This is a genomic window from Mesorhizobium waitakense (assembly GCF_056431085.1).
Genome location: NZ_JBWKME010000016.1, coordinates 424,564 through 450,646, shown reverse-complemented (window position 1 = coordinate 450,646; position 26,083 = coordinate 424,564). Strand labels below are relative to the sequence as shown.

26 protein-coding genes are annotated in these 26,083 nt (G+C 64.9%); 11 read left to right on the top strand and 15 right to left on the bottom strand.

The genetic code is table 11. The annotated features are described in order from the left end of the window. Positions 1-28: 28 nt before the first annotated feature. From AC07FD_RS04690 to AC07FD_RS04660, 7 genes are all read right to left on the bottom strand, one after another. A complete protein-coding gene (locus tag AC07FD_RS04690) occupies positions 29-730 on the bottom strand; it encodes an ABC transporter ATP-binding protein (RefSeq protein WP_478348854.1) in 702 nt (233 codons plus the stop codon). A gap of 2 nt (positions 731-732) precedes the next feature. Then, entirely contained in the window at positions 733-1,437 is a 705-nt protein-coding gene (locus tag AC07FD_RS04685; protein ID WP_478348853.1) for an ATP-binding cassette domain-containing protein, read from the bottom strand. Beyond that, positions 1,434-2,420, bottom strand: coding sequence for a branched-chain amino acid ABC transporter permease (locus AC07FD_RS04680; protein WP_478348852.1), 987 nt, complete (start codon positions 2,418-2,420; stop codon positions 1,434-1,436). Before AC07FD_RS04680 ends, AC07FD_RS04685 begins: the two co-directional genes overlap by 4 nt. After that, entirely contained in the window at positions 2,417-3,274 is an 858-nt protein-coding gene (urtB, locus tag AC07FD_RS04675; protein ID WP_477393932.1) for an urea ABC transporter permease subunit UrtB, read from the bottom strand. The genes AC07FD_RS04680 and urtB overlap by 4 nt, the downstream gene beginning before the upstream one ends. A gap of 4 nt (positions 3,275-3,278) precedes the next feature. Next, a complete protein-coding gene (locus tag AC07FD_RS04670; RefSeq protein WP_478348851.1) occupies positions 3,279-4,400 on the bottom strand; it encodes a class II histone deacetylase in 1,122 nt (373 codons plus the stop codon). 83 nt (positions 4,401-4,483) lie between these two features. Next, a complete protein-coding gene (locus AC07FD_RS04665; RefSeq protein ID WP_478348850.1) occupies positions 4,484-7,198 on the bottom strand; it encodes a winged helix-turn-helix domain-containing protein in 2,715 nt (904 codons plus the stop codon). Then, positions 7,199-7,867: a GNAT family N-acetyltransferase gene (locus tag AC07FD_RS04660; protein ID WP_478348849.1), complete on the bottom strand. Its 669-nt coding sequence runs from the start codon at positions 7,865-7,867 to the stop codon at positions 7,199-7,201. 178 nt (positions 7,868-8,045) lie between these two features. Here AC07FD_RS04660 and AC07FD_RS04655 point away from each other — a divergent pair, with 178 nt between their 5' ends. The 4 genes from AC07FD_RS04655 to AC07FD_RS04640 are packed head-to-tail and all read left to right on the top strand — an operon-like array spanning position 8,046 to position 12,392. Further along, complete coding sequence (locus tag AC07FD_RS04655) at positions 8,046-9,347, top strand: ArgE/DapE family deacylase (RefSeq protein WP_478348848.1); 1,302 nt, start codon at positions 8,046-8,048, stop codon at positions 9,345-9,347. After that, positions 9,344-10,402 (top strand): phosphotransferase, encoded by a 1,059-nt coding sequence (locus tag AC07FD_RS04650; protein WP_478348847.1) that lies wholly within the window; start codon positions 9,344-9,346, stop codon positions 10,400-10,402. The genes AC07FD_RS04655 and AC07FD_RS04650 overlap by 4 nt, the downstream gene beginning before the upstream one ends. Beyond that, the gene (locus AC07FD_RS04645) at positions 10,403-11,719 is read left to right on the top strand and encodes an aspartate aminotransferase family protein (RefSeq protein ID WP_478348846.1); all 1,317 of its coding nucleotides are present in this window, start codon (positions 10,403-10,405) and stop codon (positions 11,717-11,719) included. Positions 11,720-11,735: 16 nt separating this feature from the next. Further along, positions 11,736-12,392, top strand: coding sequence for a GntR family transcriptional regulator (locus tag AC07FD_RS04640; protein ID WP_478348845.1), 657 nt, complete (start codon positions 11,736-11,738; stop codon positions 12,390-12,392). Positions 12,393-12,401: 9 nt separating this feature from the next. On the opposite strand, the gene AC07FD_RS04635 is transcribed toward AC07FD_RS04640, so the two are convergent. The 5 genes from AC07FD_RS04635 to AC07FD_RS04615 are packed head-to-tail and all read right to left on the bottom strand — an operon-like array spanning position 12,402 to position 17,152. Continuing rightward, positions 12,402-13,706, bottom strand: coding sequence for an NAD(P)/FAD-dependent oxidoreductase (locus tag AC07FD_RS04635; RefSeq protein ID WP_478348844.1), 1,305 nt, complete (start codon positions 13,704-13,706; stop codon positions 12,402-12,404). Continuing rightward, positions 13,703-14,686: a branched-chain amino acid ABC transporter permease gene (locus AC07FD_RS04630; RefSeq protein ID WP_478348933.1), complete on the bottom strand. Its 984-nt coding sequence runs from the start codon at positions 14,684-14,686 to the stop codon at positions 13,703-13,705. The genes AC07FD_RS04635 and AC07FD_RS04630 overlap by 4 nt, the downstream gene beginning before the upstream one ends. Next, complete coding sequence (locus AC07FD_RS04625; protein ID WP_478348843.1) at positions 14,683-15,591, bottom strand: branched-chain amino acid ABC transporter permease; 909 nt, start codon at positions 15,589-15,591, stop codon at positions 14,683-14,685. The genes AC07FD_RS04630 and AC07FD_RS04625 overlap by 4 nt, the downstream gene beginning before the upstream one ends. Further along, a complete protein-coding gene (locus tag AC07FD_RS04620; protein WP_478348842.1) occupies positions 15,588-16,355 on the bottom strand; it encodes a branched-chain amino acid ABC transporter ATP-binding protein in 768 nt (255 codons plus the stop codon). Before AC07FD_RS04620 ends, AC07FD_RS04625 begins: the two co-directional genes overlap by 4 nt. Further along, positions 16,352-17,152, bottom strand: a complete 801-nt coding sequence (locus tag AC07FD_RS04615) for an ABC transporter ATP-binding protein (RefSeq protein WP_478348841.1) — start codon at positions 17,150-17,152, stop codon at positions 16,352-16,354. The genes AC07FD_RS04620 and AC07FD_RS04615 overlap by 4 nt, the downstream gene beginning before the upstream one ends. Before the next feature lie 126 nt (positions 17,153-17,278). Here AC07FD_RS04615 and AC07FD_RS04610 point away from each other — a divergent pair, with 126 nt between their 5' ends. The 7 genes from AC07FD_RS04610 (at position 17,279) to AC07FD_RS04580 (ending at position 23,255) form a co-directional block, all read left to right on the top strand. After that, entirely contained in the window at positions 17,279-18,013 is a 735-nt protein-coding gene (locus AC07FD_RS04610) for a GntR family transcriptional regulator (protein WP_478348840.1), read from the top strand. After that, the gene (locus AC07FD_RS04605; protein ID WP_478348839.1) at positions 18,010-18,492 is read left to right on the top strand and encodes a DUF3830 family protein; all 483 of its coding nucleotides are present in this window, start codon (positions 18,010-18,012) and stop codon (positions 18,490-18,492) included. The genes AC07FD_RS04610 and AC07FD_RS04605 overlap by 4 nt, the downstream gene beginning before the upstream one ends. Then, positions 18,493-18,846, top strand: a complete 354-nt coding sequence (locus AC07FD_RS04600) for a TIGR04076 family protein (RefSeq protein WP_478348838.1) — start codon at positions 18,493-18,495, stop codon at positions 18,844-18,846. Beyond that, positions 18,843-19,898, top strand: a complete 1,056-nt coding sequence (locus AC07FD_RS04595) for an aldo/keto reductase (RefSeq protein WP_478348837.1) — start codon at positions 18,843-18,845, stop codon at positions 19,896-19,898. The genes AC07FD_RS04600 and AC07FD_RS04595 overlap by 4 nt, the downstream gene beginning before the upstream one ends. Then, complete coding sequence (locus AC07FD_RS04590; RefSeq protein ID WP_095080910.1) at positions 19,895-20,323, top strand: DUF4440 domain-containing protein; 429 nt, start codon at positions 19,895-19,897, stop codon at positions 20,321-20,323. The genes AC07FD_RS04595 and AC07FD_RS04590 overlap by 4 nt, the downstream gene beginning before the upstream one ends. Positions 20,324-20,424: 101 nt before the next feature. After that, complete coding sequence (locus tag AC07FD_RS04585; RefSeq protein WP_457150385.1) at positions 20,425-21,684, top strand: ABC transporter substrate-binding protein; 1,260 nt, start codon at positions 20,425-20,427, stop codon at positions 21,682-21,684. A 161-nt stretch (positions 21,685-21,845) separates the two neighbouring features. Then, the gene (locus tag AC07FD_RS04580) at positions 21,846-23,255 is read left to right on the top strand and encodes an FAD-binding oxidoreductase (protein ID WP_478348836.1); all 1,410 of its coding nucleotides are present in this window, start codon (positions 21,846-21,848) and stop codon (positions 23,253-23,255) included. Between the two features lie 44 nt (positions 23,256-23,299). On the opposite strand, the gene AC07FD_RS04575 is transcribed toward AC07FD_RS04580, so the two are convergent. From AC07FD_RS04575 to AC07FD_RS04565, 3 genes are read right to left on the bottom strand one after another with little or no spacing between them, the layout of a single operon-like run. Then, the gene (locus AC07FD_RS04575; RefSeq protein WP_478348835.1) at positions 23,300-24,100 is read right to left on the bottom strand and encodes an ABC transporter permease; all 801 of its coding nucleotides are present in this window, start codon (positions 24,098-24,100) and stop codon (positions 23,300-23,302) included. Further along, the gene (locus AC07FD_RS04570) at positions 24,097-24,969 is read right to left on the bottom strand and encodes an ABC transporter permease (RefSeq protein WP_478348834.1); all 873 of its coding nucleotides are present in this window, start codon (positions 24,967-24,969) and stop codon (positions 24,097-24,099) included. Before AC07FD_RS04570 ends, AC07FD_RS04575 begins: the two co-directional genes overlap by 4 nt. After that, complete coding sequence (locus AC07FD_RS04565; RefSeq protein WP_478348833.1) at positions 24,966-26,069, bottom strand: ABC transporter ATP-binding protein; 1,104 nt, start codon at positions 26,067-26,069, stop codon at positions 24,966-24,968. Before AC07FD_RS04565 ends, AC07FD_RS04570 begins: the two co-directional genes overlap by 4 nt. Between the last annotated feature and the right edge of the window lie 14 nt (positions 26,070-26,083).

The window sequence follows — 26,083 nt, the reverse complement described above, 5'->3', positions numbered from 1 at the left end:
ACAAATCCCGGGCGCGCTTTAAGCGCGCCTATAGAGCCAACAGATCCTTGAGCAGTGTCTCGTCGGCGAACGCCTCCGGCGCGCCTTCATGCACGATCCTGCCTTTTTCCATCACCAGGCAGCGGTCCGCCGCCTTGAGAACGAGATCGAGATTCTGCTCGACAAGAACGATCGCGATGCCGCGCTCGCGCGCGATGCGCGGCACCAGCTCGGCAATCGACTGCACGATGTTCGGCTGGATGCCTTCCGAGGGTTCGTCGAGCAGCAGCACCGACGGCAAGCCGCACAGCGCGCGGCCGATCGCCAGCAACTGCTGCTGGCCACCGGAGAGTGTGCCGGCAACCTGCGCTTCGCGTTCACGCAGGATCGGGAAATAGCCGAAGATATCGGCCGGAATGCCGCCGTCGCCGCGCCCCTTGGCGGCGCGTGTGCCGACGTCCAGGTTTTGCCGCACGGTCAGCTGGTTGAAGATGCCGCGTCCCTGCGGGACATGCGCGATGCCGGCCCGCGCGCGGCGGAAGGCCGGCGCATTGGTGAGGTCCTGGTCGCCGAGAAGCATGGCGCCGCCGCTCGCCCGCAAGGCTCCGGCGATGACGCGCAGCAGCGTCGTCTTGCCGGCGCCGTTGCGGCCGAGCAGGCCGACGACCTCGCCCGGCGCGACGCTGAGGTCGATGCCGTTCAACACCGGGAGCAGGCCGTAGCCGGCCGAGATCGCCATTGTCCGCAGCATGGTCAGCGCCTCCCCAGATAGACGTCGCGGACCATCTCGTCGGTCTCGATGTCATGGAAAGGACCTCTGCGCAGCCGGCGCCCCTGATGCAGCACCAGCGTTTCGCAGTTCAGCGCTCGCACGAAGCGGATGTCATGTTCGACCGCGACGATCGAGAATTCGCCCTTGAGCCGCAGCAGCATCTCGGCCGTCGCCAGCGTCTCCTGCGGCGTCATGCCGGCGGTCGGCTCGTCGAGCAGCAGCAGCCTTGGCTCGATCGCCAGCGCCATGCCGATCTCCAGCCATTGCTTCTGGCCGTGCGCGAGTTCGCCGGCCAGCGTGGCGGCTCGATTGCCGAGCGCGACCAGTTCCAGCAATTCAGCGACCGGGCGGACAGGTGAGGGCGCCCCCCACCGCGCGACCTTCAGATTGTCCTCAACCGACAGGCTGGGGAAGACCGACGGGATCTGGAACTTGCGGGCGATGCCGAGCCGGGCGATGCGGTGCAGCGGCAGGCCGGCGATATCGCGGCCGAGGAAGCGCACACTGCCGCTGGTCGGGCGCAGCGTACCGGTCAGCACGTTGAGGAAGGTGCTCTTGCCGGCGCCATTCGGCCCGATGATGCAGCAAAGCTCCTTGTCGCGCACGGTGAGATCAAGCGCTTCCAGCGCCTGCAGGCCGCCAAAGCGGATGCCGACATTTTCGGCCTGGAGCAGGACATCGCTCATTGCGCGCGCCTCCGGCCTTTGAACAGGACCTTCAGCCGCGCGTAGATCGACAGGATGCCGTCCGGCAAGACGAAGACGATGACGACGAAGACACAGCCAAGCAGCAGCGGCCACAGGCTCGGGTTGAAGCTGCTGATCGTCTGTTGCGCCCGCTGGATGAAGATGGCACCGAGCACCGGACCGAGCAGCGTGCCGCGCCCGCCGACCGCAACCCAGACGATGACTTCCGTCGACAAAAGCAGCCCCGAAAGGTCCGGCGCCACCAGCCCCGCCATGCAGACATAGAGGGCGCCGGCAAGTCCGGCGATGGCCGCCGACAGGACGAAGGTGACGAGCAGCCGCAAGGGCGCGTTGTGGCCCAGCGCAGCGGCCCGGACTTCATTGTCCTGGATGGCGGTGAGCACCGTGCCCCAGCGCCCGCGGCTGATCGACCACAGGGTGAGCACGGCCACCGCGACGATGGCTGCGACGAAGATGTAGGAGGGCAGGTCCTGGCTGAGATCGACATGCAGCCCGCCTATATCGAACTCGATCGGCGGGATGCCGATCAAACCGCTGTCGCCGCCGGTGACCGAGCTCCAGGAGACCGCGGCCTGCTGGCAGATGACGCCCATGGCCAGCGTGACGATGGTGAAATAGCTGCCACGGATGCCGCCGAAGAACAGGAAATAGCCGATGATGGCGGCGACGAAGGCCGCGCCGGCCACCGCGCCCATGATACCAAGCAGACTAGCGAAGGGGATCGCGTCATTGAGCGTGACCAGCGCCATGATGTAGCCGCCAATGCCGAAAAAGGCGGCGTGGCCGAAACACAGAATGCCGGTGCGACCCCAGAAGAAGTCGAGGCTCGCCGCGAACAGGCCGAAGATCAGTGCGTCGCGGATCACCGTCAGCTGATAGCCATCGGCAATGAGCGGATAGACGATGGCGAGCGCCACGCAGACGGCGAAGATCAGCAGCCAGTTGCGGTCCCGGGCGATCATCGCGATGCCCCGTTGAACAGGCCGTTGGGCCGCAGCCGCACGGCGACGATGGCCGCGAGCAGCACGATCGCTTGCGCCAGCGATGGCGATATCTGGTAGTTCAGGACACTCGTCAGGCCGCCGACGAAGACGCTTCCGGCGACAAGGCCGCCGATCGAACCGACGCCGCCGACGATGACGACGAAGAAGGCGTTGGCGAGATAGTTCACTCCCATCTGCGGCAGCACGATCGCCAGCGGCGCGACCAGTCCTCCTGCCAGTCCGGCAATGGCGGCACCGAAGGTGAAGGCGATGGCATAGGTGCGCCGCGTGTTGATGCCGACGCCCTCGGCCATCTCGCGGTTCTGGATGACGGTGCGGATGTCGAGGCCGAACGATGTCCGGCTGATCAGCAGGACGACTCCAAGCAGCGTCAGCGCGGCAATAGTGATCAGGATCAGCCGGTAGGCCGGATAGACGGTGAAGAAGAGATCGAGCGTGCCTTCGATCGGCGGCGTCACCGGCTTGGCGCCGAGACCGAAGGTCAGTTCCAGCCCTTGTTGCAGGATCAGGCTGACGCCCCAGGTGGCGAGCACGGTCGAGACCGGCCGCGAATAGAGATGGCGGATGATGGCGAACTCGAGGATGCAGCCGACCACCGCGCCGGCGATCGGTGCGGCGGCCAGCCCCAGCCAGAACGAGCCGCCGATGCTCTGGACGAAATAGACCGCGAAGGCGCCGACGGTGACGAACTCGCCATGCGCGAGGTTGGTCACGTTCATCAGGCCGAAGCTGATCGCCAGGCCGAGCCCCACAAGCATCAGGATGCTGATCAGCGTCAGCGCGTTGAGAAGCGTGGTGACGACAAAATCCATCGCGTCAGGCCGCACTGGCCAGGCGTTGGCGCAGGCCGGCAAGCAGGCCTTCGGCGGCATCGATCACACCAGCCTGGTGCGGCTGCAATTCCTGCCCTGCCCATTCGTCGATATGGTCCGACAGCGGGTCGACCACTTCGGTACGATGATTGGCTAGCGTCTCGATGACGGCATGGCCGCAGAACGGTACGTAACCTTCGGAATAGCCGCCTTCATGGCTCATCATCAGGCGTCCGTTCGATGTCTCGGCGGCCAGCGCCACCATGCGTGCGGCTAGGCGCCGGAAGCATTCGCTGTTGAGCATCATGCGACCGAGCGGGTCGAAACCCGATGCGTCGAAGCCGGAAGCGACGATGACGAGGTCCGGCTTGTAGGCGCGCAGGGCAGGGGCGATGACGCGATCGAAGGTCGATTCATAGGCGCCGGTGCCGCTGCCCGCCGGCAGCGGGATGTTGATGTTATAGCCTTCGCCGGCGCCCTTGCCATTGTCGGCCAGCGCACCGCGCCCGGTCGGATAGAGATTGTCCTGGTGCACGGAAATGGTCAGCACCGATGGGTCGGAATAAAACACCGTCTCTGTGCCGTTGCCGTGATGCACGTCCCAGTCGACCACCGCAGCGCGGCCAAGCAGCCCTTCATGCTGCAGCCGGCGCACGGACACGCCGATGTTGGAGAACAGGCAATTGCCCAACGCCTGGTCTGGCTCGGCATGGTGCCCCGGCGGCCGCGCCAGCGCATAGGCGTTGTCGACCCGGCCGGTCAGCACGGCGCGCATGGCGGCATATGTGGTGCCGGCCGACAGCAGGGCGATGTCGAAACTGTTGAGCCCGATCGGCGCCTGCGGCCCGGCGAAGCCGGAACCCCGTTCGCTGAGCATGCGGATATCGTCGACGTGGCGTTGAGTATGCACGCGCAGCAGGTCCTCGACCGAAACCGGTTCGGGAATGATCGGCACGAGGTGGCGCGACAGGCCGCTGACCTGGATCAAATTGTTCAGCCGACGCTTTGAGCCGGGCGATTCCAGATGCCGGCCGGGTTCCACGAAACGGCCGGGAGGCATCATGTCGGCGCTGGAGCCGGTGTCATGCCACATCAGCTGTTCGTGAAAAACGTAACCTGTCGCCATCCGCAACGTCCTCTAAAAACCGGGTGACGCTAACAGGTTTGCGGTGGCATAACCCGACCCGAAAGAGGGGTTGTGCCCGTTATCTATGCCCCTCCTTTCGGAGGGGTTTGAAGGTTTGCCGACCCTTGCGCGGCGCGCACGGCCTGGACCCGGTTGCTCACCGCCAGCTTGCCGAAAATGTTCTTCAGATGCCACTTCACCGTGGTTTCGCTGACCGATAGCGCAAGCGCGATATCGCGGTTGGACATGCCTTCCGTCAGGCAGCGCAGCAGCTCGGCCTCGCGCTGGGTGAGGTGTTCCCTCTCTACGGCTGGCGGGGCCGGCCTGCGCGTCGCCACAGGCATCGTCTGCGCGGCATCGATGATGCGCGTGGCATAGGCTGAGAGTGCCGGATCGGTCTTTGCCTGGGCCGCACGCAGCCGCATCAACCCTTCGACAACGGGCCTTCCCTCATCGATGAAGGAGCGGATGAAGCCAGAGGGGTGGGCAAGGCGCAGCGCTTCGAGCAGATAGCGATCGGCCTCGCGTTGGTCTTGGCCGGCGCATTTGGCGCGCTGGATCAGCGCCAGGATATGGCGGCGCATGCGCCCGCCGCTTTTCGTGCGCTCCAACAGCGCGTCGAAGACCCCCGCCGCATCGACATAGGATTTCTCCGCGGTCAGCAGGCGGCCCTCGGCGAAGAACTCGAATTCGTTGGCGACGGTGGGAGTGGTTTCGGCCTGTCCACGGCGATGCTCGTTCAGCAGGGCGCGCGCCTCGGCGCCGCGGTTCTGGTCGAGCAGCAGCCTGACGCGATCATGCACGAGCACCGAAGCGAGACGACGATACACGGAGCCACGCACGCGCTGATAGACTCGCTCCAGCATATCGAGGGCGGCCTCCGCGCGGCCGGTCAGCTGCAGCACGCGGGCATAGGTCGGAACGCTGGCGAGCGGATAGACGATGACCGCCGCTCCCTCGATCAGCGGCCCGAGATTCTCGACCAAGGTCAGCGCTTCGCTCGACGCATTGGTCTCATAGGCAAGTTCGGCAAGCAGCGTGCCCGCCAGCGCTTCGGCATAGGAATTCGGACCGATCCGCGCCCTGGCTTCGGCGATTGCATCGCGCAGCAGCCGTTCGGCTGCGGGCAGGCGGCCGGCCGAGCGTTCGATGACGGCCATGTAGCAATTGGCGATGGTGACGCCGAGCAGGCTGCCGCTTCGCTCATGCGCCTTGCGCGCCGCCTCCACCGCCGCGCGCGCACCGTCGAGGTCGCCCAGCGCATAGAGATTGTAGCCGATGACATTGGCCGTCGCGCCTTCCATGAACCAGGCGTCGGGCGCAATGACGCGCAGGGCCGCCAATGCGGTGTCGCGCGCCTGCTCGAACTGCTCCAGCGTGCTGTGGACGGCGGCGGCGAGCACCACCAGTTCCGCATCGATCGTGGTGCCGGTCAACGTGCCGGGATCCTTGCCGTCGGCCGGCCCGGTTTCGACCAGCTTGCGCGCATTGTTCAGCGTCTGTTGGGCAAGCTCGGGTTGGCTGCTGTGCACTGCCAGCCACAGCACGACAAGCTGCAGCCGGATGCGCTGGTCGATCAGCTTTTTGGGCAACAGCGCCAGCAACTGGCGCACATAGAGAAGCTGGCACTGGGCGATGAGGTCGAGTGCGTTGTTCTCGACGAACACCGCCGCACGGGCCTGGTCGCCGGCGGCGAGCGCGTGGCCGATCGCCTCGGTCAGCATCTTGCGTTCGCCGAACCATTCGGCGGCCGCCAGGTGCAGCGGCGCGATCATCTCCGGTTCGCGTCGTTCCATTTCGCGGCCGAGGAAGTCGCGGAACAGATGATGATAGCGGAACCAGCGCCGCTCTTCGTCGAGCGGCACCAGGAACAGGTTGCGCGTCTCGATCTCGGTGATCGCCGCCTCGGCATCCGCCGCCCGCATCACCGCCCGGCAGGCCTCGGCGCTGAAGCGTTCGAAGATCGAGCTGTAGAGCAGGAACTTCGCGATAGAAGGCGGCAGTTCGCGAAACACTTCCCCCATCAGGAAATCTGCGACGTTGCGGTTGGCGCCGGTGAAATTGCCGATGACGGTTTCGGGCGCATGCGCGGCACTGAGCGACAGCGAGGCGAGCTGCAGGCCGGCGGCCCATCCTTCGGTTCGCGAACACAAGGTCTCCACAGTGCCGCTACTGACGCTCAAACCGAGCTTCTCGTTGAAGAAGGCCTCGGCTTCGGAGGAGGCGAAGCGCAAATCGTCGGGGCCGATTTCGCAGACGTCGCCCAGCACTCTGAGCTTGCCGAGCTGCAGGTCGGGCAGGCTGCGCGAGCCGATGACGAAGGCGACATTGGCCGGCGCCTGTCGGGTCAAGCGCTCCATGAACCGCTTGACCGCCGGCGCCTCGATGGCATGATAGTCGTCGAAGAACAAGGTGATGTCGGCCTGGCGCGCCGCCAACCCTGCCACCAGCGCGGCAAGCACCACATCCAACTGCGGGATCGGGCTCGACTGGAAGGCTAGGTCGAGCTCCGCCGGGCTCTGTACGAGGTGGCGCAGCCCACCCACCAGATGCCACAGGAAGGCACCCTCATCATTGTCTGATGCCTCGCAGGACAGCCACGCAGTCAGCCGGCCGAGGCGCGGGGCTTCCGCAGCCCATTGCGCCATCGTCGTCGACTTGCCGAAGCCGGCCGGCGCGGCGAACAGCACGATGCGCGTGTCGATGTGGCGCTTCAGCGTCGACAGGATGGTCTCGCGACGGACCCATCGGCGGTGATGCGGCGACGCGTGCGGGGTGGGTTGCGGAGCTGTTCTCATCTAGGCTCGCGCAACCTGTCGGTTCTCCGGACTGCAGGTGCTCCACTCCGCTTCGATCAGCGGAATTTGCGGCGCGGCATTGCGCGGCAAGGTACCCTTTATCCGGGGATCGTCGACGATCTCAAAACCGGACGCGAACGGCACAAATCCACAGGCGCCGTAGAAGCCTATGACGCTGTGATGATCGAAGCTGCTTGTATGCAGCCAGACACGGCTTGGTTTCAGGCGCCATGCCAGCTCGAGCGCGCCGGCCATAAGGCGCCTGCCGAAACCGCGGCCGGTCAGGGACGGGAACAGGCCGAAATAGGTGATCTCGATCTCGTTGCTGTCGGCGACGAAGAATTCGACCATGCCGAGATGCACGCCGCGTTCATCATGGCCGTAGTGGAGATGCTGGCGCGGATCGGCGAAGTGCTCCGTTATCTCGGCGTCGGACATTTCAGACACGCGGTCCCACAGCCAGGGGGCGCCGATTTCGAGGAAGATCGCCCGATAGGACGCGCAGTCGGGCGTCGTGATCCGGGTCATGGCCAGGGGTTGCGCGAGGTCGGGCTGCGGAGCGCGCGCCTCCATCCATGTCACCGCATTGGCGAGCTTGCCCGCCGGCAGGCGCCGGTAGCCAATGGCGAGATCGGTGATTTCGGCCGGCATCGTGTCTTCGGGGATCAACGCATTCCTCTTCATCTCTGCCGATAGCAGTATCGGCTTATCGCCGCTGATGCCAACACCCGCGAATGGTCTGACAAGAGCGGCTGGCCTGGATCGGATTTTTGGCGCCACTGCCTCTTGCATTTCATGAGAATGGCATATGAGATATGATACACCATCCAAATGAAAGTGAAATACAATGCCTGAGCGGATTGCGGACGAGGCCATTCTCAGCGCGGTCGATGACGGCTTCGCGCGACAGGTCGCGTTCCTGGCCGATCTCGTACGCTTTCCCTCCCAACGCGGCGAGGAGCATGCCGCGCAGTCGTTCATGGCGGCTGCCTATGAGGCCGACGGCTATGCGGTTGACATGTGGCGCGTCGATGTCGACGCGATTCGCGATCTGCCGGGTTTTTCACCCGTCGCGGTGTCCTATGACGATGCCTTCAATGTCGTTGCCACCCATACGCCAAGAAACGCGACCGGCCGTTCGCTGATCCTCAACGGGCATATCGATGTCGTGCCGACGGGACCGCTCGACCGCTGGGCGCGCGATCCCTACGATCCGGTGATCGAGGACGGCTGGATGCATGGCCGCGGCGCCGGTGATATGAAGGCTGGCCTGTCCGCCTGTGTTTACGCGCTGACCGCATTGCGCAGCCTCGGCTATCAACCGGCCGCGAACGTGTTCCTGCAGTCGGTCGTCGAGGAAGAGTGCACCGGCAATGGTGCACTCGCCTGCCTGCAGCGCGGCTACCGCGCCGATGCCGCCTTCATCCCCGAGCCGTTGGAGCCGAGGCTGATGCGGGCGCAGGTCGGGCCGATCTGGTTCAGGGTCGAGGTCGACGGCGATCCGCAGCACGCGTCGGGCGCTTTTTCGGCCGGCGCCAATGCCATCGAAAAGGCATTCGTGATCATCCAGGCGCTGAAGCAGCTCGAAATCGTCTGGAACGCCCGCAAGGTCGATGATCCGCATTTTTGCGACCATCCGCACCCGATCCGCTTCAATCTCGGCAAGATCGAAGGCGGCGAATGGACGTCGAGCGTTCCGGCGCGCTGTGTTTTCGAGATGCGGGTCGCGACCTATCCCGGCCAGAAGCTCGAGGATGCCAGAGCAGAGCTTGAGGCGTGCATCGCCGATGCGGCCCGCGCCGATCCGTTCCTGGCCAACCGCCCGCCCAAGATGAGCTACAACGGCTTCATGGCCGAGGGCTATGTGCTGGAGGGCGCCGACGAGATGGAAGCCGTGCTGCGCCGCAGCCATACCGCTGTCTGGGGCGAGCCGCTTACGGAACATGTCACCTCGGCGACCACCGATGCGCGCTTCTTTGGCCTCTATGCCGACACGCCGGCGATCGTCTACGGCCCGATCTGCCGCATGCCGCACGGCTATGACGAGGCCGTCGATCTGGACTCGGTGCGCAAGGTCACCCAGACCATCGCGCTGTTCATCGCCGACTGGTGCGGCCTTGAGCCCATCGATCCGGAGGCCGGGCCATGAACGCGGCTTCGCCCGATGCTTTCGGAGAGACACTGGCCGAGAACGCGCCTGACGTCTCGACGGCCGACGCGCTTGCCATCCTCCGCCGGCACTACGGCCTCACCGGCATCGCGCGTCCGTTGCCTGGCGAACGCGACCACAACTTCCACATCCAGACGGACGGTGATGGCGAGTTCGTCCTGAAAATCTCCCATCCGGCGGAAGAAGCGGGCTTCACCGACTTCCAGAACAAGGCACTCGATCACATCCTTATGGTCGATCCGACCTTGCCGGTTCCCTCGGTGCGCAAAAGCCTGCAAGGTGAAGCGCAATTCACGGTCAGCGTCGGTGGATCGGCGCCACGCATCGTCCGGCTGGTCACCTATCTGCCCGGCCAGTTGCTGTCGCGGTCGCCTGCATCACCGGCGCAAGATCGCAATCTCGGCATCTTCCTGGCCCGCCTTGGCCGCGCGCTGCGCGGCTTCTTCCATCCGGCCGCAGGCAGCGACTTGCTCTGGGATATCCGCAAGGTGGCCAAGACGCGGCCGATGCTGACGCATGTCGCCGACGCTGGTCGGCGGGCCATGGTCGAGCGTGCGATCGATGCCTTCGAGGAGCATGCGGCGCCGGTTATCCCGAAACTGCGCGCCCAGATCGTCCACAATGACATGAACTCCTACAATGTGGTGATGGACGCATCGCGGCCGGAAGCCGTGAGCGGCATTCTCGATTTCGGCGACATGATCCATTCTCCGCTGATCTGCGATCTCGCCATCGGCGCCGTCTATCGCTGGCCGGCCGAAGGCCATCCGCTGGTGCCGGCCGCGCGCTTTGTCGCCGGCTACCGGTCGGTGCAGCCGCTCGAGGCGGAAGAGCTGGGGATCCTTTTCGATCTGATCCGGGCTCGGCTTGCGCTCATCGCCAACATCGCCAGCTGGCAGGCCGAGCGCTTCCCGGCCAAGCGCGACTATGTCCTGCGCCTCGCCACCGAGGTCTGGGCCTCGCTCGAACGGCTGGACGGGCTGTCGTCCGCTGATGCCCGCCGCTATTTTCTCGACCATTCCAATCCGGAGTAGATGCCCGTGTCCCAGTTTTCGCATGCAAATGCCCTTGCCGATGCCGGCGCTTCGGCACAAGAGCGCGCCCTGCTCGAGCGACGCGCCAGGCTGCTTGGCCCGACCTACCGCGCCTTCTACCGCAACCCGATCCATCTGGTGCGCGGCAGCGGCGTCTGGCTCTATGATGCCAAGGGCCGAAAATTCCTCGATGCCTACAACAATGTCGCCTCGGTCGGCCACTGCCATCCGCGTGTCGTCGAGGCCCTGTCGGGGCAGGCCGCAACACTGAACACGCACACACGCTATCTCAGCGAGATCATCCTCGACTACGCCGAGAAGTTGCTCGGCACCTGTCCGCCCCATCTCGGCCATGCCATGTTCACCTGCACCGGCAGCGAGGCCAACGACCTTGCCATCCGCATCGCCCAGCATTCCAGCGGCAGCACCGGGGTGATCATCACCGACTTCGCCTACCATGGCGCGACGATCGCGACTGCACAATTGTCGCCGGCCGCGGTCGGGGTGAAAGCGGTGCCCGCGCATCACCGTACTGTCGCAGCGCCGGACACGTTCCGCGATCATGGCCGCGCCGCGCGCGATTTCGCGAAAAACGTCGCCGCCGCCATCGAGGACATGCGCGCGCGCAATGTCCGTCCGGCGGCACTACTCCTCGACTCTGCGTTTTCCAGCGACGGCATCTTCTTTCCCGATGCGACGGTGATGCGCGAGGCGGCAAGCCTCGTCAAAAAAGCCGGCGGCATTGTCATTGCCGATGAGGTCCAGTCCGGCTTCGGCCGGCTCGGCCAGGGCATGTGGGGCTTCGCCAATTATGGCATCGAGCCAGATATCGTTACGATGGGCAAGCCGATTGGCGACGGGCATCCGATGGGCGCGGTGATGGTACGGCCGCAGCTTGTTGCCTCCTTCGGCTCGAACACCGGTTACTTCAACACCTTCGGCGGCAACCCGGTCGCGGCCGCCGTCGGCATTGCCGTTCTCGAGGTGATTGCGGGCGAGGGGCTGATCGAGAATGCACGCATGGTCGGCGCATATACGGCTGATCTGCTGGGCTCACTGAAGGGCCGGCACGGCATGGTCGCCGACGTCAGGCAAAACGGCCTTTATTTCGGTGTCGAATTGACGGCGGAGGGCGACGAGGCCTTGGCCGCCAGCAGGACATCGGCAATCGTCGAGGCCATGCGCGAGGACGGCGTGCTGATCTCTTCCTGCGGTCCGCGCGGCAATGTGCTCAAGATCAGGCCGCCGCTGCCCTTTGCCAGGGACAATGCCGAGCAACTGGCCGAGACGCTCGACCGCGCACTGTCGAACTGGTGACCGGAGCGGGCCGCGCATGCTGAAGCTTGAACATCAAACCCTGAACGACCGTGCCTATGGCGCGCTCAAGCAGGAGTTGATTTCCGGCGGCTTCAGCCCGGGCCAGACACTGGTCATCCGCAAGCTCGCCGAGACGTTCGGCATATCGACCACGCCAATCCGCGAGGCGCTGCAAAGGCTGGTCGCCGAACGGCTGCTCGAGATGCAGAACAACCGCTCGGTTATCGTGCCCTTGCTGTCCGCCCCCGCCTTCGAGGAACTGACGCGCATCCGCATCGCCGTCGAGGGTCTGGCGGGCGAGATGGCCGCATCGCGGATGACCGAAAGCGGGCTGGTCGATATCAACGCTACGCTCGCCGGCATGCAGCACGCCATCGAGGCGGGCGACGCCAGGGCCTATCTAACGCTGAACGAGGCCTTTCACTTCGCCATTTACCAGCATGCCGGCGCGCCGATCCTTCTGAATATGATCCGCGACCTCTGGGGGAGGGTCGGGCCGTATCTCAAGCTGCTGATGCAGGCTGATCGCTACGTTCCGCAGTCGAACGACGCGCACCGCAAGATCGTCGCCGCGCTGGAGCAGCGCAGCGGTCCCGCCGTCCGGACCTTTATCGAACAAGACATCGCCATGGCAGCCGCTGTTCTGTCGTCAAACCTTGACGCGGCCAGGTGACGGTCCCGCCTATCTCGTTTCGTCCAACCGGTCGCGCAGCATGCTCCAGCCGAGCAGCATGTTGGGTGCGTGCCGCAACAAGCCATGGAACGGGATCGGCGCCGGCAGCGCAAACGGCAGCGGCAGATCACGGGCATCGGTTCCAGCCGCCCAGTCGGCCAGCACCTTGCCCATCGCCGTCGTCATGGCAATGCCCCGCCCGTTGCAGGCGCGACCGGCAATGAGCCCCGGCCCGAGGTCCATGAGGTGCGGTAGGAAGTCCGGCTCGACCGCGGCCATTCCCGACCAGCTACAGGTAAGCGGCGGCAGGTCAGGCAATTCAAGATGCCTGGCGAGCCGTCGCCAGATCGTCTGCGGCACGCGCGCATCGGCTCCGGCGCCCAGGATATGCATGCCGCCGCTGATCAGCCGGTTCTCGGCGTCGAAGCGGAAGGTGAAGAGATTGCGCCTGGTGTCGCCGACGCCTTGCCCGTCGGGCAGGAGACGCGTCCGAATTTCGCGGGGCAGCGGCACGGTGGCGATCTGGAAAACCTTGAGCGGAAAATAGGTTCGTTGCAGCAACGGATTGAGCGCCCCACCATAGGCGTTGGTGGCGATCAGCACCTTGCCGGCGCGTACCGAGCCCTCTGGCGTTTTCAACACCCAGCAATCCGTCGTAAGATCGAGCGCGGTGACGCGCGTATGCTCGAAGATACGCGCGCCGGCCTTCTCGGCCGCATCGGCCAGCCCACGCGCGTAGTCCACCGGATTGAGCACGCCGCCAGAACGATCCATCCAGCCGCCGACATAGCCGCGCGCGCCGGTCAGTGCCTCGACGCTCTGCCGGTCCAAGGCAACGGCAGGCCGGCCGCGCTGCGCCCATTGCCCGGCGCGTGATTTGACCTTCTCGAATGCGGCGTGCGAATGCGCCGGCTGGATCCATCCGCTCTGCACGGCGTCGCAGTCGATGCCGTGCCGGAGGATCAGGCCGAAGACCAGATCGGCGCTGCCGGCGGCAAAATCGATCAGGCGTTCACCACGCTCGGGGCCGAGGTGACCGATGATGTTGTCCGGGTCCATTTTGGCGAAGTTCGGCACGACGAAGCCGGCATTCCTGCCGGTCGCGCCCCAGGCGATGATTTCGGCTTCGAGAACGGCGACCGACAGACCTTTCCCGGCGGCGTGTAGCGCGGTCGAGAGGCCGGAAAAGCCACCGCCGACGATGACGAGATCGACATCGAGCCCGCCTTGCAGCACCGGCCGGTCGCGACGATCGCGGCCGACGGCATGCCAGAGCGAAGCGTCATGCGCTTCCTGCCGGACCACGGCATTCATGACCCGGAACTGCTCTTGCCCGCGACCATCTTCGCCCGCTTGCCGAACCACGGCCGCCGCGCCCGGTCGCCGAACAGGCCATTCGGCCGGATCAGCAGGATGACGCAGAGCATGACGCCGATGGCGGCGATCTGCAGCGCGGCGGCGCGGGCCTGCTGTTCCGGCGGGAAAAGCACGCTGGTCAACGTGCCCGATCCGGCCCATATCGCCCAGATCAGGATGCTGCCGACGACGGCGCCGACATTGCTGCCCGAGCCGCCGACGATCAGCATCACCCAGACCTGGAAGGTCAGGATCGGCAGGTAATTGTCCGGCGCGATGAAGCCGGTGAAATGCGCCTGCAGCGCGCCGGCCAGCGCCATGATGGCGCCGCCGACGGCAAAGGCCTGGACGCGATAGAAGCGCGCGCTCTTGCCCAGCGAGATCGCCGCCCGTTCGTCCTCGCGCAGCGCTTTCAAGACGCGTCCCCACGGGCTGCGCGACAGATGCTCCAGGGCGAGATAGGCGACCAGCGTCACCGCCGAGACGACGGCAAGGTTGGACAGGTTGAACAGCAGCGGTGTCTCCGCAAGGCTGCCGAAGGGACGCGGGATGAAGCCGATGCCAAACGGGCCGCCGGTCAATCCCTGCGCGTTGAGCGCGACCAACTGCACGACGACGGCGACGCCGAATGTGGTGATCGCCAGATAGTCGGATCTCAGCCGCAGCGTGGCCATGCCGGTAAGTGCCGCGGCGATGCCGCCGACGGCCATGGCGCCGAGCCAACCGACAAGGATCGGCAGGCCGAAGCCACCCAGTCGCGCGGCATCGTCAGGTGTGGTCAGCAGCGCCGAGGTGTAGGCACCGATGGCGACGAAGCCGGCGAGGCCGACATTGAACAGGCCGGTCAGCCCCCATTGCAGGTTGAGCCCCAGCGTGACCAGCGAAAAGATCAGCGCGGTGGTCAGGAAGAAGGCGCCGTAGCCGAGCAGATCCATCAGCGTTCCCTCACACCGAACAGGCCGATTGGTCGCACGAACAGCACCGCCATCAGGATGATGAAGGAGACGGCGGCACGCCATTCGGCGCCGATCAGCTGCACCGCACCGGCTTCGGCGAGCCCAATGATCAGGCCGCCGAGCACCGCACCCGGGATGCTGCCGATGCCGCCGAGAATGGCGGCGGCGAACATCGGCAGCAGCATGTCGAAACCCATGAACGGGCGGATTTGCACCAGAATGCCGATCATCACGCCGGCGACACAGGCCAGCGCGCCACCGATGATCCAGGTCACGCGCACCACGCTGGCGACGTCAATGCCGACGACGCGGGCCAGTGCCGCATTCTGGCTGAGCGCCTGCATTGAGCGGCCGGTCTGCGTGCGCGTCATCAACAGATGCACGCCGAGCACCAGCACGGCGGTCAGCAGCAAGAGAGCAATCTGGTCGGGAGTGATGCGGATGCCGAAGCCGACCGGCATGGCGATCTGGATCGCCCGGCTGAAATAGGTCGGCCGCGAGGTGAAGGTGAATTCGAGCAGGCTTCTGAGCGCCATCGAGGCGCCGAAGCTCGCCATCACCACGATGATCGCCTGGCCCTGCGAGCGCAGCCGCGCAAACAGAACCTTGTCGAGCAGCAGCGCCAGCAAAGCGGTGAAGGCCATGCCGATGATCAGTGCGACGATCAGCGGCCAGCCGAAGGACAGCGGTCCGATCGGTGCCACCTTGCCGAATGTCGCGCCGATGGCGCTGACGACGGCCAGCGTCGCATAGGTGCCCCAGGCCATGAAGTCGCCATGGGCGAAGTTCGAGAAGCGCAGGATCGAATAGGTGAGCGTCACGCCGATGGCGCCGAGGCCGATCATCGAGCCGGTCAAAAGCCCGTCGACGATGAATTGCAGGCTCATGCCGCGCCTCCTTTCCCGGCGTGAGGCGTTTTTTCTGCCTTGAGGGGGCGCTGGCCAAGATAGAGTTCGGCGACGACCGGGTCGTTCCACAGTTCGGAAGCAATGCCTTCGTGGCGGTCTTTGCCTTCGACCAGCACATAGGCGCGGTCGCCGATGGCCAGTGCTGCCTTGGCGTTCTGTTCGACCAAAAGGATGGTGACACCGGATTTGCGGATGCCGGCCAGCATCTCGAACACCATCGACACGAATTTCGGCGACAGGCCGGCCGACGGCTCATCGAGCACCAGCACTTTGGGATGGACGATCAGCGCCCGCGCGACGGCGAGCATCTGCCGCTGTCCGCCCGAGAGGTTGCCGGCGGCGGTTCGCCGTTGGCGGACGAGGTCGGGGAAGGCAGCATACATCTCGTCGATGCGGGCAGGGATTTCGCGCCGCTCGAGAATGCCGCAGGCGACCTTCAAATTGTCCTCGACCGACATGAGCGGGAAGATGTTCTCGGTCTGCGGCACGAAGGCCAGGCCAAGCCGTACCATGGTGTGCGCCGGTGCGCCGGTTATGTCCTTGCCGTCCAGAGACACCGTGCCGCCGGTGATCGGGACAAGGCCGGCGATGGCTTTGATGAAGCTCGACTTGCCGGCGCCATTGGGGCCGAGCACGACGACGATCTCGCCTTTCCGGACCGTGATCGAGGCGCCGCGCACGATCGGCACGCCGGGCTCGTAGCCAGCCTCGAGATTGCGGACATCGAGGACTGTCTCGCTCACGCCGCGCCCCCGAGATAAGCCTCGATGACGCGCGGGTCGCGGGCGACCTCTTCCGCCGTGCCTTCGCTCAGCAACTGGCCGCTCGCCATGACGAGGACGCGATGGCAGAGCCGCGTCACCATGTCGATGTTGTGCTCGATCAGCAGGAAGGTGATGCCGCGCGCGTTGATATCGCGGATGCGGTCGATGATGACTTCGAGCAGCGTTGCGTTGACGCCGGCCGCCGGTTCGTCGAGCAGGATGATCGCCGGATCGGCCATCATCACGCGGGCGAGTTCGAGCAGCTTGCGCTGGCCGCCGGACAACACGCGCGCCGGTTCATGCGCGAGGTGGGTGAGGGTGACCAGATCCAGCAGTTCGAGCGCCTTGGTCCTGGCGGCTTTCTCCTGCGCCGCCACCCGCCATGGCGTGACGAAGTTTGCAAGCAGCTTTTCGCCGGCCTGACCCTGCGCCGCCAGCATGATGTTTTCGATCAGCGTCAGGTTGGGCAGCGGACGCGGGATCTGGAAGGTGCGGCCAAGGCCGCGACCGATGCGCAGATGCGCGGCTTCGCCCGAAACGCGCGCACCGTTAAGCAGGATATCGCCGCTGGTCGGCAGGATGCCGCCGGCTAGCAGATCGAACATCGTCGTCTTGCCGGCGCCGTTCGGCCCGATCAAGCCAAGGATTTCTCCTGCCCTGACGTCAAACGAGACATCGTTGACGGCGACGAGGCCGCCGAACCGCCTGACGACGTTCCTTGCCGTCAGAACCGGCGCACGGGTCTCTTGCCCCTGCTGTTCCACTGCCTCGCTCATCAAACCCTCTGGCCGAAGACGATCGCTGCCGCCGCTGATTTTTGATTTGTGATCACACTTGCTTTGATCACGCTATTCGGCTTTAATTTCGTCTGCAAGCCGAAAACCGGCCGAGAACGGAATTCCATGCAAAAGGCTGCTATCGAAAAGAACAACGAGGCCATCGCGGCCCAGCTGGCGCCGGTCGGCCGCGAGACCGTGCAGGATCGCGTCTATTCGGAATTGCGCCGTGCCCTGATCGGCGGCCTGTTCGAGCCAAGCCAGGTGCTGACCATACGTGGTCTGGCCGACGCGCTGGTCACCTCGACCATGCCGGTGCGCGAGGCGCTCGGCCGGCTGATCACCGAAAAGGCCCTGGAGGCGCTGCCCAACCGTTCGGTGAGGGTGCCGCCGATCACGCTGGAACGCCTCGACGATCTCTTGCTTGCCCGCATCCTGATCGAGGGCGAGGCCATCGCGCTGGCCGCCGCCCGCATGGGGCCGCGCCAGATCGCCACCATCGAGACCATTCTCGGCGAATGGGACGAGATGCGGGCTCTGAAACACAAGAAGGATGTCGATCGCGAAGTGACGCTCAACCAGAGCTTTCATTTCGAGATCTATCGCTCCTGCGGCTCGGCCGTGCTGATCCCGATGATCGAAAGCCTGTGGCTGCAATCGGGCCCCTGCATTCGTGTCGCCATCTACGCCTTCTCGGAAGCCGGCGAGGTCGACACCGCCCAGTATCACCGCCGCATCGTCACGGCACTGGCCACCCAGGATGCACAAGCCGCGCGCGAGTCGCTGGCCGCCGACATCAGCCGGCCCTTCACCTTCCTGCGCAGCAAGCTGCAATCCGCCGCCGCGAAAGACCAGACATGACCGCCATCAGGATCACCGAGCCACGCTCGCAGCTTTCCGTGACGGCGCTGTTGCTGCCGCAGAAAGCGCCGGAAAACGCTGCTTTCCTCAAGGCATATCTCGGCACGCCACGCGTCGTCCCGGGGATCCATGCGATGTGGACGGGGCCCGAAATCTCATGCCCGGTTCCCGCTGCCGATCTCGAGGGCCAGCCCTATGCCAGGCCTCTGCCGGCCGAGAACGCGACGCTGACGCCGCAGCCGGGCGACATCGTGCTGTCCTATGTGCCGCCGCGCATGTGGGGCGGCAATCCCAATGCGATCTTCGACATCGGGCTCTACTACGGGCAGGGCGCGCGCCTGCTGTTCCCGATCGGCTGGCTCGCCGGCAGCGTGGTGGCGCAAGTGCGCGCCGAAGACCGCGATCGGTTCGCCGCCGCCTGCGGCATCATCCGCCGCAACGGCGCCTGCGACGTCACCTTCAGCCTGGTGGAGGACTGAATGGCCGACGAAAGTTTCGAGCTCTTCGATCTTCGCGTCGAAGCGGTCATCCCGGAGGGCAAGCCGATCTATTGCGGCGCCAAGGCCGGCGACTATTTCGAGCTCAAGGGCGAGATGCTGTCGATGCCGGCTGGCCAGAGCTTTTCGATCTATTCGATATCGGCCGTGTTGCCGTTGCTGGCAGCCAAGCAGCGCCCGACTCACCCGAACGACTGGATGACCTCGGACGCCGAGATCGCCTGTCCCGATCCCAATTGCGCCAGTCGGCTGAGGATCGTCAGGGTGGCCAAGCGGCGGTTCAGCCATGCCGAGACCACGGCCGTGCCGCTGCCGAAGCGGGGAGACGACAAATGAGTACCCAGACCTTCGAACTTGGCTCCGGCTACACCATCTCGCGCGTCATCCGCGGCGGCTGGCAACTGGCCGGTGGCCACGGCGCCATCGACCGCCAGCAGGCGGTGACCGATCTGATCGCCACCTTCGATGCCGGCATCTGGACCTATGATTGCGCCGACATCTACACCGGCGTCGAGGAGCTGATCGGCGCGGCGCGTCTGCGGCTGGCCAGCGAGCGCGGCCTCGACGCCGCCGCCAGGATGAAGGTGCACACCAAGCTGGTGCCCGACCTCGAACGGCTGGCCGGCATCAGCCGCGACTACATCAGGCGTATCGTCGACCAGTCGCTGCGGCGGCTGAAGACCGAGCGGCTCGATCTCGTGCAGTTCCACTGGTGGGACTATGCGCAGCCGCGTTATGTCGAGGCGATGGGCTGGCTCAACGAGCTTCGGCTTGAGGGCAAGGTGCGCAATCTCGGCACCACGAATTTCGACACGCCGCGGCTGGCCGAAATCCTCGCCGCCGGCATCCCGCTGGTCAGCCAGCAACTGCAATATTCCGTGCTCGACCAGCGGCCGGGCAACAGCCTTGCCGCACTCGCCGCGAAAAACGGCGTTAGCTTCCTTTGCTACGGATCCGTCGCCGGCGGCTTCCTTAGCGACAAATGGCTAGGCGTGGCCGAGCCGGCCACCCCGCTCGAAAACCGCTCGCTGGTCAAATACAAGCTGATCATCGATGACTTTGGCGGCTGGGACCTGTTCCAGCAGTTGCTTCAGGCGCTGAAGGCAGTCGGCGACCGCCACGGCGTCGACATCGCCACCATCGCCAGCGCCTGGGTGCTGGAGCAGCCGCACGTGGCGGCCGTCATCGTCGGTGCGCGCAACCAGGCACATGCGCTTGCCAACGCCGGCATCATGGACGTCACGCTCGATGCCGAGGACCGGGCGCGGATTGCCGCCGTCATCGCGCAAGGCAACGGCCTCGAGGGTGATGTCTACACGCTGGAGCGCGACCGCCAGGGCCGCCACGGTTCGATCATGCATTACAACCTCAATGCGGGGAAGCAATGAGCGGCGAGCCCTCCCTGTTTTCACGCGCCAGCGCAGAGATCGTCGACCTGCATCGCTTTTTCGTCGACTGGTTCGTTGCGGCGCGCGCCAATAAAGCGGACTTCAGCCGCTTCGAGCGCGTCATGGGCGACGGCTTCGCCATGGTCGCACCGGACGGCCAGATTCTCGATCGCGACGCAGTCGTCGGCCATGTCCGCACCAGCCGCGCCACGTGTGACGACGGGTTCGCCATTTCGATCGAGGACATCCGTCCGGGCTGGCAGGATGCCGAGACGATTGTCGTTTTCTACGTCGAGGCGCAACTGCGCGGTGGCAAGCACAGCCGCCGCCAGTCGAGCGCCGTCTTCACCACCAGTTCATCGGCGCCCAACGGCGTCCTATGGCGACATCTGCATGAAACCTGGCTGCAGGTGCCGGAACGCTGAACAGGAGCATCGGACAAAAGTGCGAAGCGGTTTTTGGGTTAGTTCGATGCGCAGACAAAGAGACATGTAATCCAGTTCGTGTAGCTCAAAGGGGAACAACAATGAGAAAGACGATACTTCAACTCACCACCGCGCTCGCCCTCGTAACGATGGCCGGTGCGGCGCAAGCGGCCGATTGCAAGATCACCGTCGGCCTCGTCATGGAACTAACCGGCCCGGCCGGCGAATACGGCCAGGCCGGCGCCAAATCGGTCGAGATGGCCTTCCGCGACATCAATGCCGCCGGCGGCGTGCGTGGCTGCGACCTGGCGACCGACACGCGCGACAGCCAGAGTCAGGGCAACATCGCGGTCGACGCCGCCACCCAGCTGGTTCAGGTCAAGAAAGTGCCGGTCATCATCGGCGGCATCATCTCGTCGGTGTCGATCCCGATCCTGACCTCGGTCACGGCACCGGCCAAGATCGTCCAGGTGTCGCCGGCTTCGTCCTCGCCGACGCTGACGGCGCTCGGCCGCGACGGCAAGACCAACGGCATCTTCTTCCGCACCATCACCTCGGATGCGCTGCAGGGCGTCGCTGCCGCCAAATACGCCGTCGACAAGGGCTTCAAGAAGCTGTCGATCATCCATGTCAACAATGACTTCGGCGTCAACATGGTGGCCGAGTTCTCGCGCGCCTACAAAGCGCTCGGCGGCACCATCGTTTCCGACACGCCCTACAACGAAAAGCAGTCGAGCTATGCTTCCGAAGTGACGGCGGCGATGGCCGGCGAGCCGGACGGGCTCTATCTCGTCAGCACGCCGGTCGACGGCGCGACGGTTGCCCGCACCTGGATTTCGCAGGGTGGCGTGCAGAAGTTCCTGCTCAATGACGGCATGAACAGCCCTGACTTCATCGAGTCCGTCGGCGCCGACTATCTGAAGGACGCCTATGGTACGTCGTCCGGCACCAGCCCGACGGCCTCCACCGACTATTTCACGAAGAACTACAAGGAATTTTCCGGCATCGAGCCGTCAAATCCGGCGGCCGACCGTTCCTATGATGCGGGCGCCATTGTCGGCCTCGCTATCGCGATTGCCGGCTCCGAGGATCCGGCCAAGATCAAGGACGCGATGTACAAGGCGGTCGACCCGGCCGGCACGCCGATCTTTGCCGGCAAGGACGAATTCGCCAAGGCGCTCGGCCTGATCAAGGACGGCAAGCCGATCCGCTACGAAGGCGTCATCGGTCCCGTCGCCTTCGACAAATATGGCGACATCACCGGCCCCTTCCGGCTCTGGAAGATCGTCGACGGCAAGGTGACGACCGACGGCGAAATGACCACCGACGACGTCAACGCGTTGCAAGCCAAACTTCAGTAAGACAACTTCTCGCCCGGCGTCGATCCGATCTCATCGCGATCGACGCCGGACGGTCAGTTTGTGTCGCCATGGATGGCCGTGAGAACCATATCGATTACACGGACAAGGGTTTGACCGCCAGGCGATCACGAATAGGATTGGCCCATCAACAGGATTGGCCAATGTCGCCTGAAACTGAAAAACTTCTATCTGCTCTCGGCGACAGGCTGGGCGCGGGCGGTGTGCTCGCCGGCTCCGACGTGGACCAACGCTATCGCGACGATCCCGATGGCAAGCTTGGCGCTCTGCCCGAAGCAGTGCTGCGCCCGCGCGACACCCAGGGTGTCGCTGCCGCGCTGGCCGCATGCAATGATCTCGGCCAGCCAGTTGTCGTGCAGGGCGGACGCACCGGGCTGACCGGCGCCGCGCGCGTGCAGGCGGGTGAGGTCGTGCTGTCGCTGGAACGCATGACCGGTCTCGATGCACCGGATCGTCAGGCTGCCAGCATCGTCGCCGAGGCCGGCGCAACGCTGCAGGCGGTCCAGGAGGCGGCCGACGGCGCCGGTCTGATGTTCGGCGTCGATATCGGCGCACGCGGTTCGGCTACTATCGGCGGCAATGTCGCCACCAATGCCGGCGGCATCCGCGTGCTGCGCTACGGCATGTACCGGGCGCAGGTTCTGGGGCTGGAAGCGGTGCTTGCCGATGGCAGCGTGCTGACCTCGCTGAAGGGCCTGCCCAAGGATAATTCCGGCTACGACCTCGGCCAGCTGTTCATCGGCACGGAAGGGACGCTTGGCGTCGTCACACGCGCGGCGCTCAGGCTGCATCCGAAACCGGTGTCCGAGGTAAACGCCTTCTGCGCACTCCCATCGCTCGATGCGGCGATCGCCCTGCTTGGGCTGCTGCGGCAAAGGCTCGGCCCGCTGTTGTCCGCCTATGAGGTCAACTTCGCGCCGCTCTATGACGCGATGGTCGCCAGCATGGACATGCCGGCGCCGCTGCCGGGGGGTTCGCCTGTCTATGTGCTGGCCGAGATCCAGGGCAGCGAACCCGACCGTGACGGCGAGCGCTTCGCCGAGGTCTTGATGCAAGCTGTCGAGGACGGCGTGGTCGACGATGTGGTCGTCTCGCAGTCGCCGCGCGAAGTCCGGGCGTTGTGGGCCGTGCGCGAGGACGCAAATCGCCTCCTGTTTTCGATCAAAGGCCTTGTCGGCGTCGACATCAGCATCCCGCTGGCGCGGATGGGTATTTTCCTGCGAGAAGCGGACGCTGCCATCCATGCCATGGATCCCGGCGCCGACATCTATGTCTTCGGCCATCTCGGTGACGGCAATCTGCACTACCAGGTCCGCACGGTGGATCCGGCGGCGGCATACGATATCGTCTATCGCGGCGTGGCGGCAGCGGGAGGCGGCGTTTCGGCCGAGCATGGCATCGGCCTCGACAAGAAGAGGTGGCTGCATCTGGTCCGCAGCGATGCCGAGATCGCCACGATGCGGCGGCTGAAGACAGCTCTCGACCCCAGAAACATCCTCAATCCGGGGCGGGTCTTCGACCTGGTCCCGTCTGCCTTAGCGGCCGGCCTGTAGTCAACGTGGCACTGCGACATCCGTCGGCCGTGACTGCCGCGCACTCAGGTCCGTTCCGTCGCGACTTGCCTGGGGATGAGAAAACGCGCGGCGAGCACGCAAAGCAGTACGGTGAACATCAGGATCAGCGCCACCAGCGCATTGATGTCGGGTGAAAAGCCAAGCCGCATCATCGCCCACAGCCTGACCGGCAGCGTGCTTTGGGTGCCTGTGACCAGGATGGTGATCATGGTCTCGTCGAATGACAGCGCGAAAGCCAGGATTGCACCGCCGACCATGGCGCTCGAGAGGTTCGGCAGGACGATGCGCCAGAATGTTTGCCAGCCGGTGGCGCCGAGATCGTAGGATGCTTCGACCAGCGTGCGGCTCATCGACTGCAGCCGCATCAGCACCGTGCGATAGACGATCGCCAGCACGAAAACCGTATGCCCGATGACCACCGTCAGCAGCGAGCGTTCAAGGCCGATCTCGCGGAAGAAGATCAGCAGCGCCAGACCGCTGATGATCGGCGGCATCAGGAACGGCAGGAATATGATGAACTGCAGCAGCGTGCGCCCGGAACGGCGGCTGTTATAGTAGAGCGCCAGCAGCGTTCCGCTGACCACCGACAGGATGACGGTGCAGACACCAACGATCAGCGTGGTGCGCAAGGCGGCCAGTATGTCGTGGTTTTCGGTCAGCGCGACATAGGTCGCAAGCGTCGGCGACGACCAGTCGACATTGCCATGCGCAATGGTGAAGAACGACGATACGATCGGCACGGCCAGCGGGCTGTAGAGCAGCACCGCGACCAATGTCGTGATCGCAGCCAGAAAGACAGTGGATAGCCGGGGCAGGGCGGTCATATCGCTGTCCCCCGGTTGCGGCCGAAGCGCTCGCCGACAAGAATTGCCGCGATCACCACGACAGCCAGCGCCACTGACAGCGCCGCACCGAACGGCCAATTGTAGGCCGTGCCGAACTGGCTGTAGAGGATGCGGCCGAAGGTGAAGCCGCTGATCCCGCCGACCATTTGCGGCGTCAGGAAATCGCCGATCGCCAGCACGAACACGAAGCTCGCCGCAGAGGCGACGCCGGGCAGGCTGAGCGGCAAGGTGATGCGCAGGAACGTCTGCAGGCCGCTTGCGCCCAGGTCGTCGGAGGCGCGCAGCAGCACCTGTGGAATCCGCTCCAGCGACAGGAAGATCGGCAGGATGGCGAACGGGATCAGCAGCAGCGTCAGCGTCAGCAGGATGGCGTTCATGTTGAACACGAAAAGCGTCGATGGCTCCTGGAGGATGCCGAGCCCGACCAGTGCCTTGTTGAGAAAGCCGTTAAGGCCGAGGATGCTGCGGATCGCATAGATCTTGATGACGTAGCTCATCAGCAGCGGCACCAGCAGCAGCATCAGCAAGGCGTAGCGCCAGCGCCCTTTCAGGGTCGTCAGGAAATAGGCGGCGGGATAGGCGAGCAGAATGCAGATTGCCGACACCGAGAGACACAGCACGATGGTGTTCCAGAACACCGGAAGAAAGATCGGATCGGTGAAGAAGCGGACATAGTTGCCCAGTGACGGCGTATGAACGATCGTGCCCTGGTCGACGCTGAAGAAGCTATAGCCGAGGAAGATCGCCAGCGGCACGAGGACGAAGACCACCGGCAAGGCGAAAGCCAGCACCGTCACCAGCAGCGACCATCGCCGTTCCGCGACCGGTATCGTGCTGGCTCCGCTCATGCCAGCACCAGGTGCCCTTCATGCGGCGCAAACGCGAGGGGGATCGTCGCGCCGGATTTCAGCGTGCTGCCGTCGACCCGGCTCGGCATGCGCAGCCGCAAGCGTTGCGCAGCATGGTCGGCGCCGGCAGCGATGGTGGCAACGGTCGACGAGCCGGCGAAGGCCATGTCGGCGATCGTGCCGGAAAAGCGGTTGTCGGTGTCCTTTGCATCGGCAAGGTGCAAGGCCTCGGGACGGAAGGCCGCGAAGGCACTGGCGCCATCCGCCGCGGACTTCAAATGCGGCTGGTCACGGATCGAACAGACCAGGCGTCCGAGCGTCGTCTCGATCGATCGCAGTTCGCCCTGGACGGATCCAAGCTTTCCGGCCACCAGATTGTTTTCGCCAAAGAAGCGCGCCACGAACTCGCAATTCGGCTTGTAGTAAAGCTCGTGCGGCGTGCCGAGCTGGCGGATATGGCCGGCCTGCATGACGCAGATCCGATCGGCCATGCCGATCGCTTCTTCCTGGTCGTGGGTGACGAACAGAAAGGTGGTTTTGATTTCACGCTGGATGGATTTCAGGAATTCCTGCATTTGCCGGCGCAGTTCGAGGTCGAGCGCCGCCAGCGGCTCGTCGAGCAGGATCAGACGCGGCTGGCAGATCAGCGCGCGGGCCAAGGCGACGCGCTGGCGCTGGCCACCGGAGAGCTGGGCTGGAAAGCGGTCGGTGAAACGCCCGAGCTGGACAAGCTCCAGCGCTTCCGCGACGCGGCGCGCAATCTCCTTGCGCGGCACGTGGCGAACCGAAAGCCCGTAGCCGACATTGCCGGAAACGGTCAAATGCGGGAACAGCGCATAGTCCTGGAACACGGTGTTGAATGGCCGCCGGTTGATCGGCATGCGGCTAATGTCCTGGCCGTCGAGCCGGATCTCGCCCGACGTCAGTGGTTCCAGCCCGCCGATCAGCCGCAGCACCGTGGTCTTGCCGGAGCCCGACGGTCCAAGAACGGTCAGGAACTCACCGTCCTTGATCGACAGGTCGATGTCGTGCAGCACCGGAACGGTGCCGTAGGATTTCGAGACGGACCGCAGCGTCAGCAGGTCGATGTTCTGGTTCATAAGATATTCTCGCA

Excerpts from the sequence above, each read along its gene's own strand:
- AC07FD_RS04690 (WP_478348854.1), bottom strand. The coding sequence starts at position 730 with ATGCTGCGGACAATGGCGATCTCGGCCGGCTACGGCCTGCTCCCGGTG.
- AC07FD_RS04685 (WP_478348853.1), bottom strand. The coding sequence starts at position 1,437 with ATGAGCGATGTCCTGCTCCAGGCCGAAAATGTCGGCATCCGCTTTGGC.
- AC07FD_RS04680 (WP_478348852.1), bottom strand. The coding sequence starts at position 2,420 with ATGATCGCCCGGGACCGCAACTGGCTGCTGATCTTCGCCGTCTGCGTG.
- urtB (WP_477393932.1), bottom strand. The coding sequence starts at position 3,274 with ATGGATTTTGTCGTCACCACGCTTCTCAACGCGCTGACGCTGATCAGC.
- AC07FD_RS04670 (WP_478348851.1), bottom strand. The coding sequence starts at position 4,400 with ATGGCGACAGGTTACGTTTTTCACGAACAGCTGATGTGGCATGACACC.
- AC07FD_RS04665 (WP_478348850.1), bottom strand. The coding sequence starts at position 7,198 with ATGAGAACAGCTCCGCAACCCACCCCGCACGCGTCGCCGCATCACCGC.
- AC07FD_RS04655 (WP_478348848.1), top strand. The coding sequence starts at position 8,046 with ATGCCTGAGCGGATTGCGGACGAGGCCATTCTCAGCGCGGTCGATGAC.
- AC07FD_RS04650 (WP_478348847.1), top strand. The coding sequence starts at position 9,344 with ATGAACGCGGCTTCGCCCGATGCTTTCGGAGAGACACTGGCCGAGAAC.
- AC07FD_RS04645 (WP_478348846.1), top strand. The coding sequence starts at position 10,403 with ATGCCCGTGTCCCAGTTTTCGCATGCAAATGCCCTTGCCGATGCCGGC.
- AC07FD_RS04640 (WP_478348845.1), top strand. The coding sequence starts at position 11,736 with ATGCTGAAGCTTGAACATCAAACCCTGAACGACCGTGCCTATGGCGCG.
- AC07FD_RS04635 (WP_478348844.1), bottom strand. The coding sequence starts at position 13,706 with ATGAATGCCGTGGTCCGGCAGGAAGCGCATGACGCTTCGCTCTGGCAT.
- AC07FD_RS04625 (WP_478348843.1), bottom strand. The coding sequence starts at position 15,591 with ATGAGCCTGCAATTCATCGTCGACGGGCTTTTGACCGGCTCGATGATC.
- AC07FD_RS04615 (WP_478348841.1), bottom strand. The coding sequence starts at position 17,152 with ATGAGCGAGGCAGTGGAACAGCAGGGGCAAGAGACCCGTGCGCCGGTT.
- AC07FD_RS04610 (WP_478348840.1), top strand. The coding sequence starts at position 17,279 with ATGCAAAAGGCTGCTATCGAAAAGAACAACGAGGCCATCGCGGCCCAG.
- AC07FD_RS04605 (WP_478348839.1), top strand. The coding sequence starts at position 18,010 with ATGACCGCCATCAGGATCACCGAGCCACGCTCGCAGCTTTCCGTGACG.
- AC07FD_RS04600 (WP_478348838.1), top strand. The coding sequence starts at position 18,493 with ATGGCCGACGAAAGTTTCGAGCTCTTCGATCTTCGCGTCGAAGCGGTC.
- AC07FD_RS04595 (WP_478348837.1), top strand. The coding sequence starts at position 18,843 with ATGAGTACCCAGACCTTCGAACTTGGCTCCGGCTACACCATCTCGCGC.
- AC07FD_RS04590 (WP_095080910.1), top strand. The coding sequence starts at position 19,895 with ATGAGCGGCGAGCCCTCCCTGTTTTCACGCGCCAGCGCAGAGATCGTC.
- AC07FD_RS04585 (WP_457150385.1), top strand. The coding sequence starts at position 20,425 with ATGAGAAAGACGATACTTCAACTCACCACCGCGCTCGCCCTCGTAACG.
- AC07FD_RS04580 (WP_478348836.1), top strand. The coding sequence starts at position 21,846 with ATGTCGCCTGAAACTGAAAAACTTCTATCTGCTCTCGGCGACAGGCTG.
- AC07FD_RS04575 (WP_478348835.1), bottom strand. The coding sequence starts at position 24,100 with ATGACCGCCCTGCCCCGGCTATCCACTGTCTTTCTGGCTGCGATCACG.
- AC07FD_RS04570 (WP_478348834.1), bottom strand. The coding sequence starts at position 24,969 with ATGAGCGGAGCCAGCACGATACCGGTCGCGGAACGGCGATGGTCGCTG.
- AC07FD_RS04565 (WP_478348833.1), bottom strand. The coding sequence starts at position 26,069 with ATGAACCAGAACATCGACCTGCTGACGCTGCGGTCCGTCTCGAAATCC.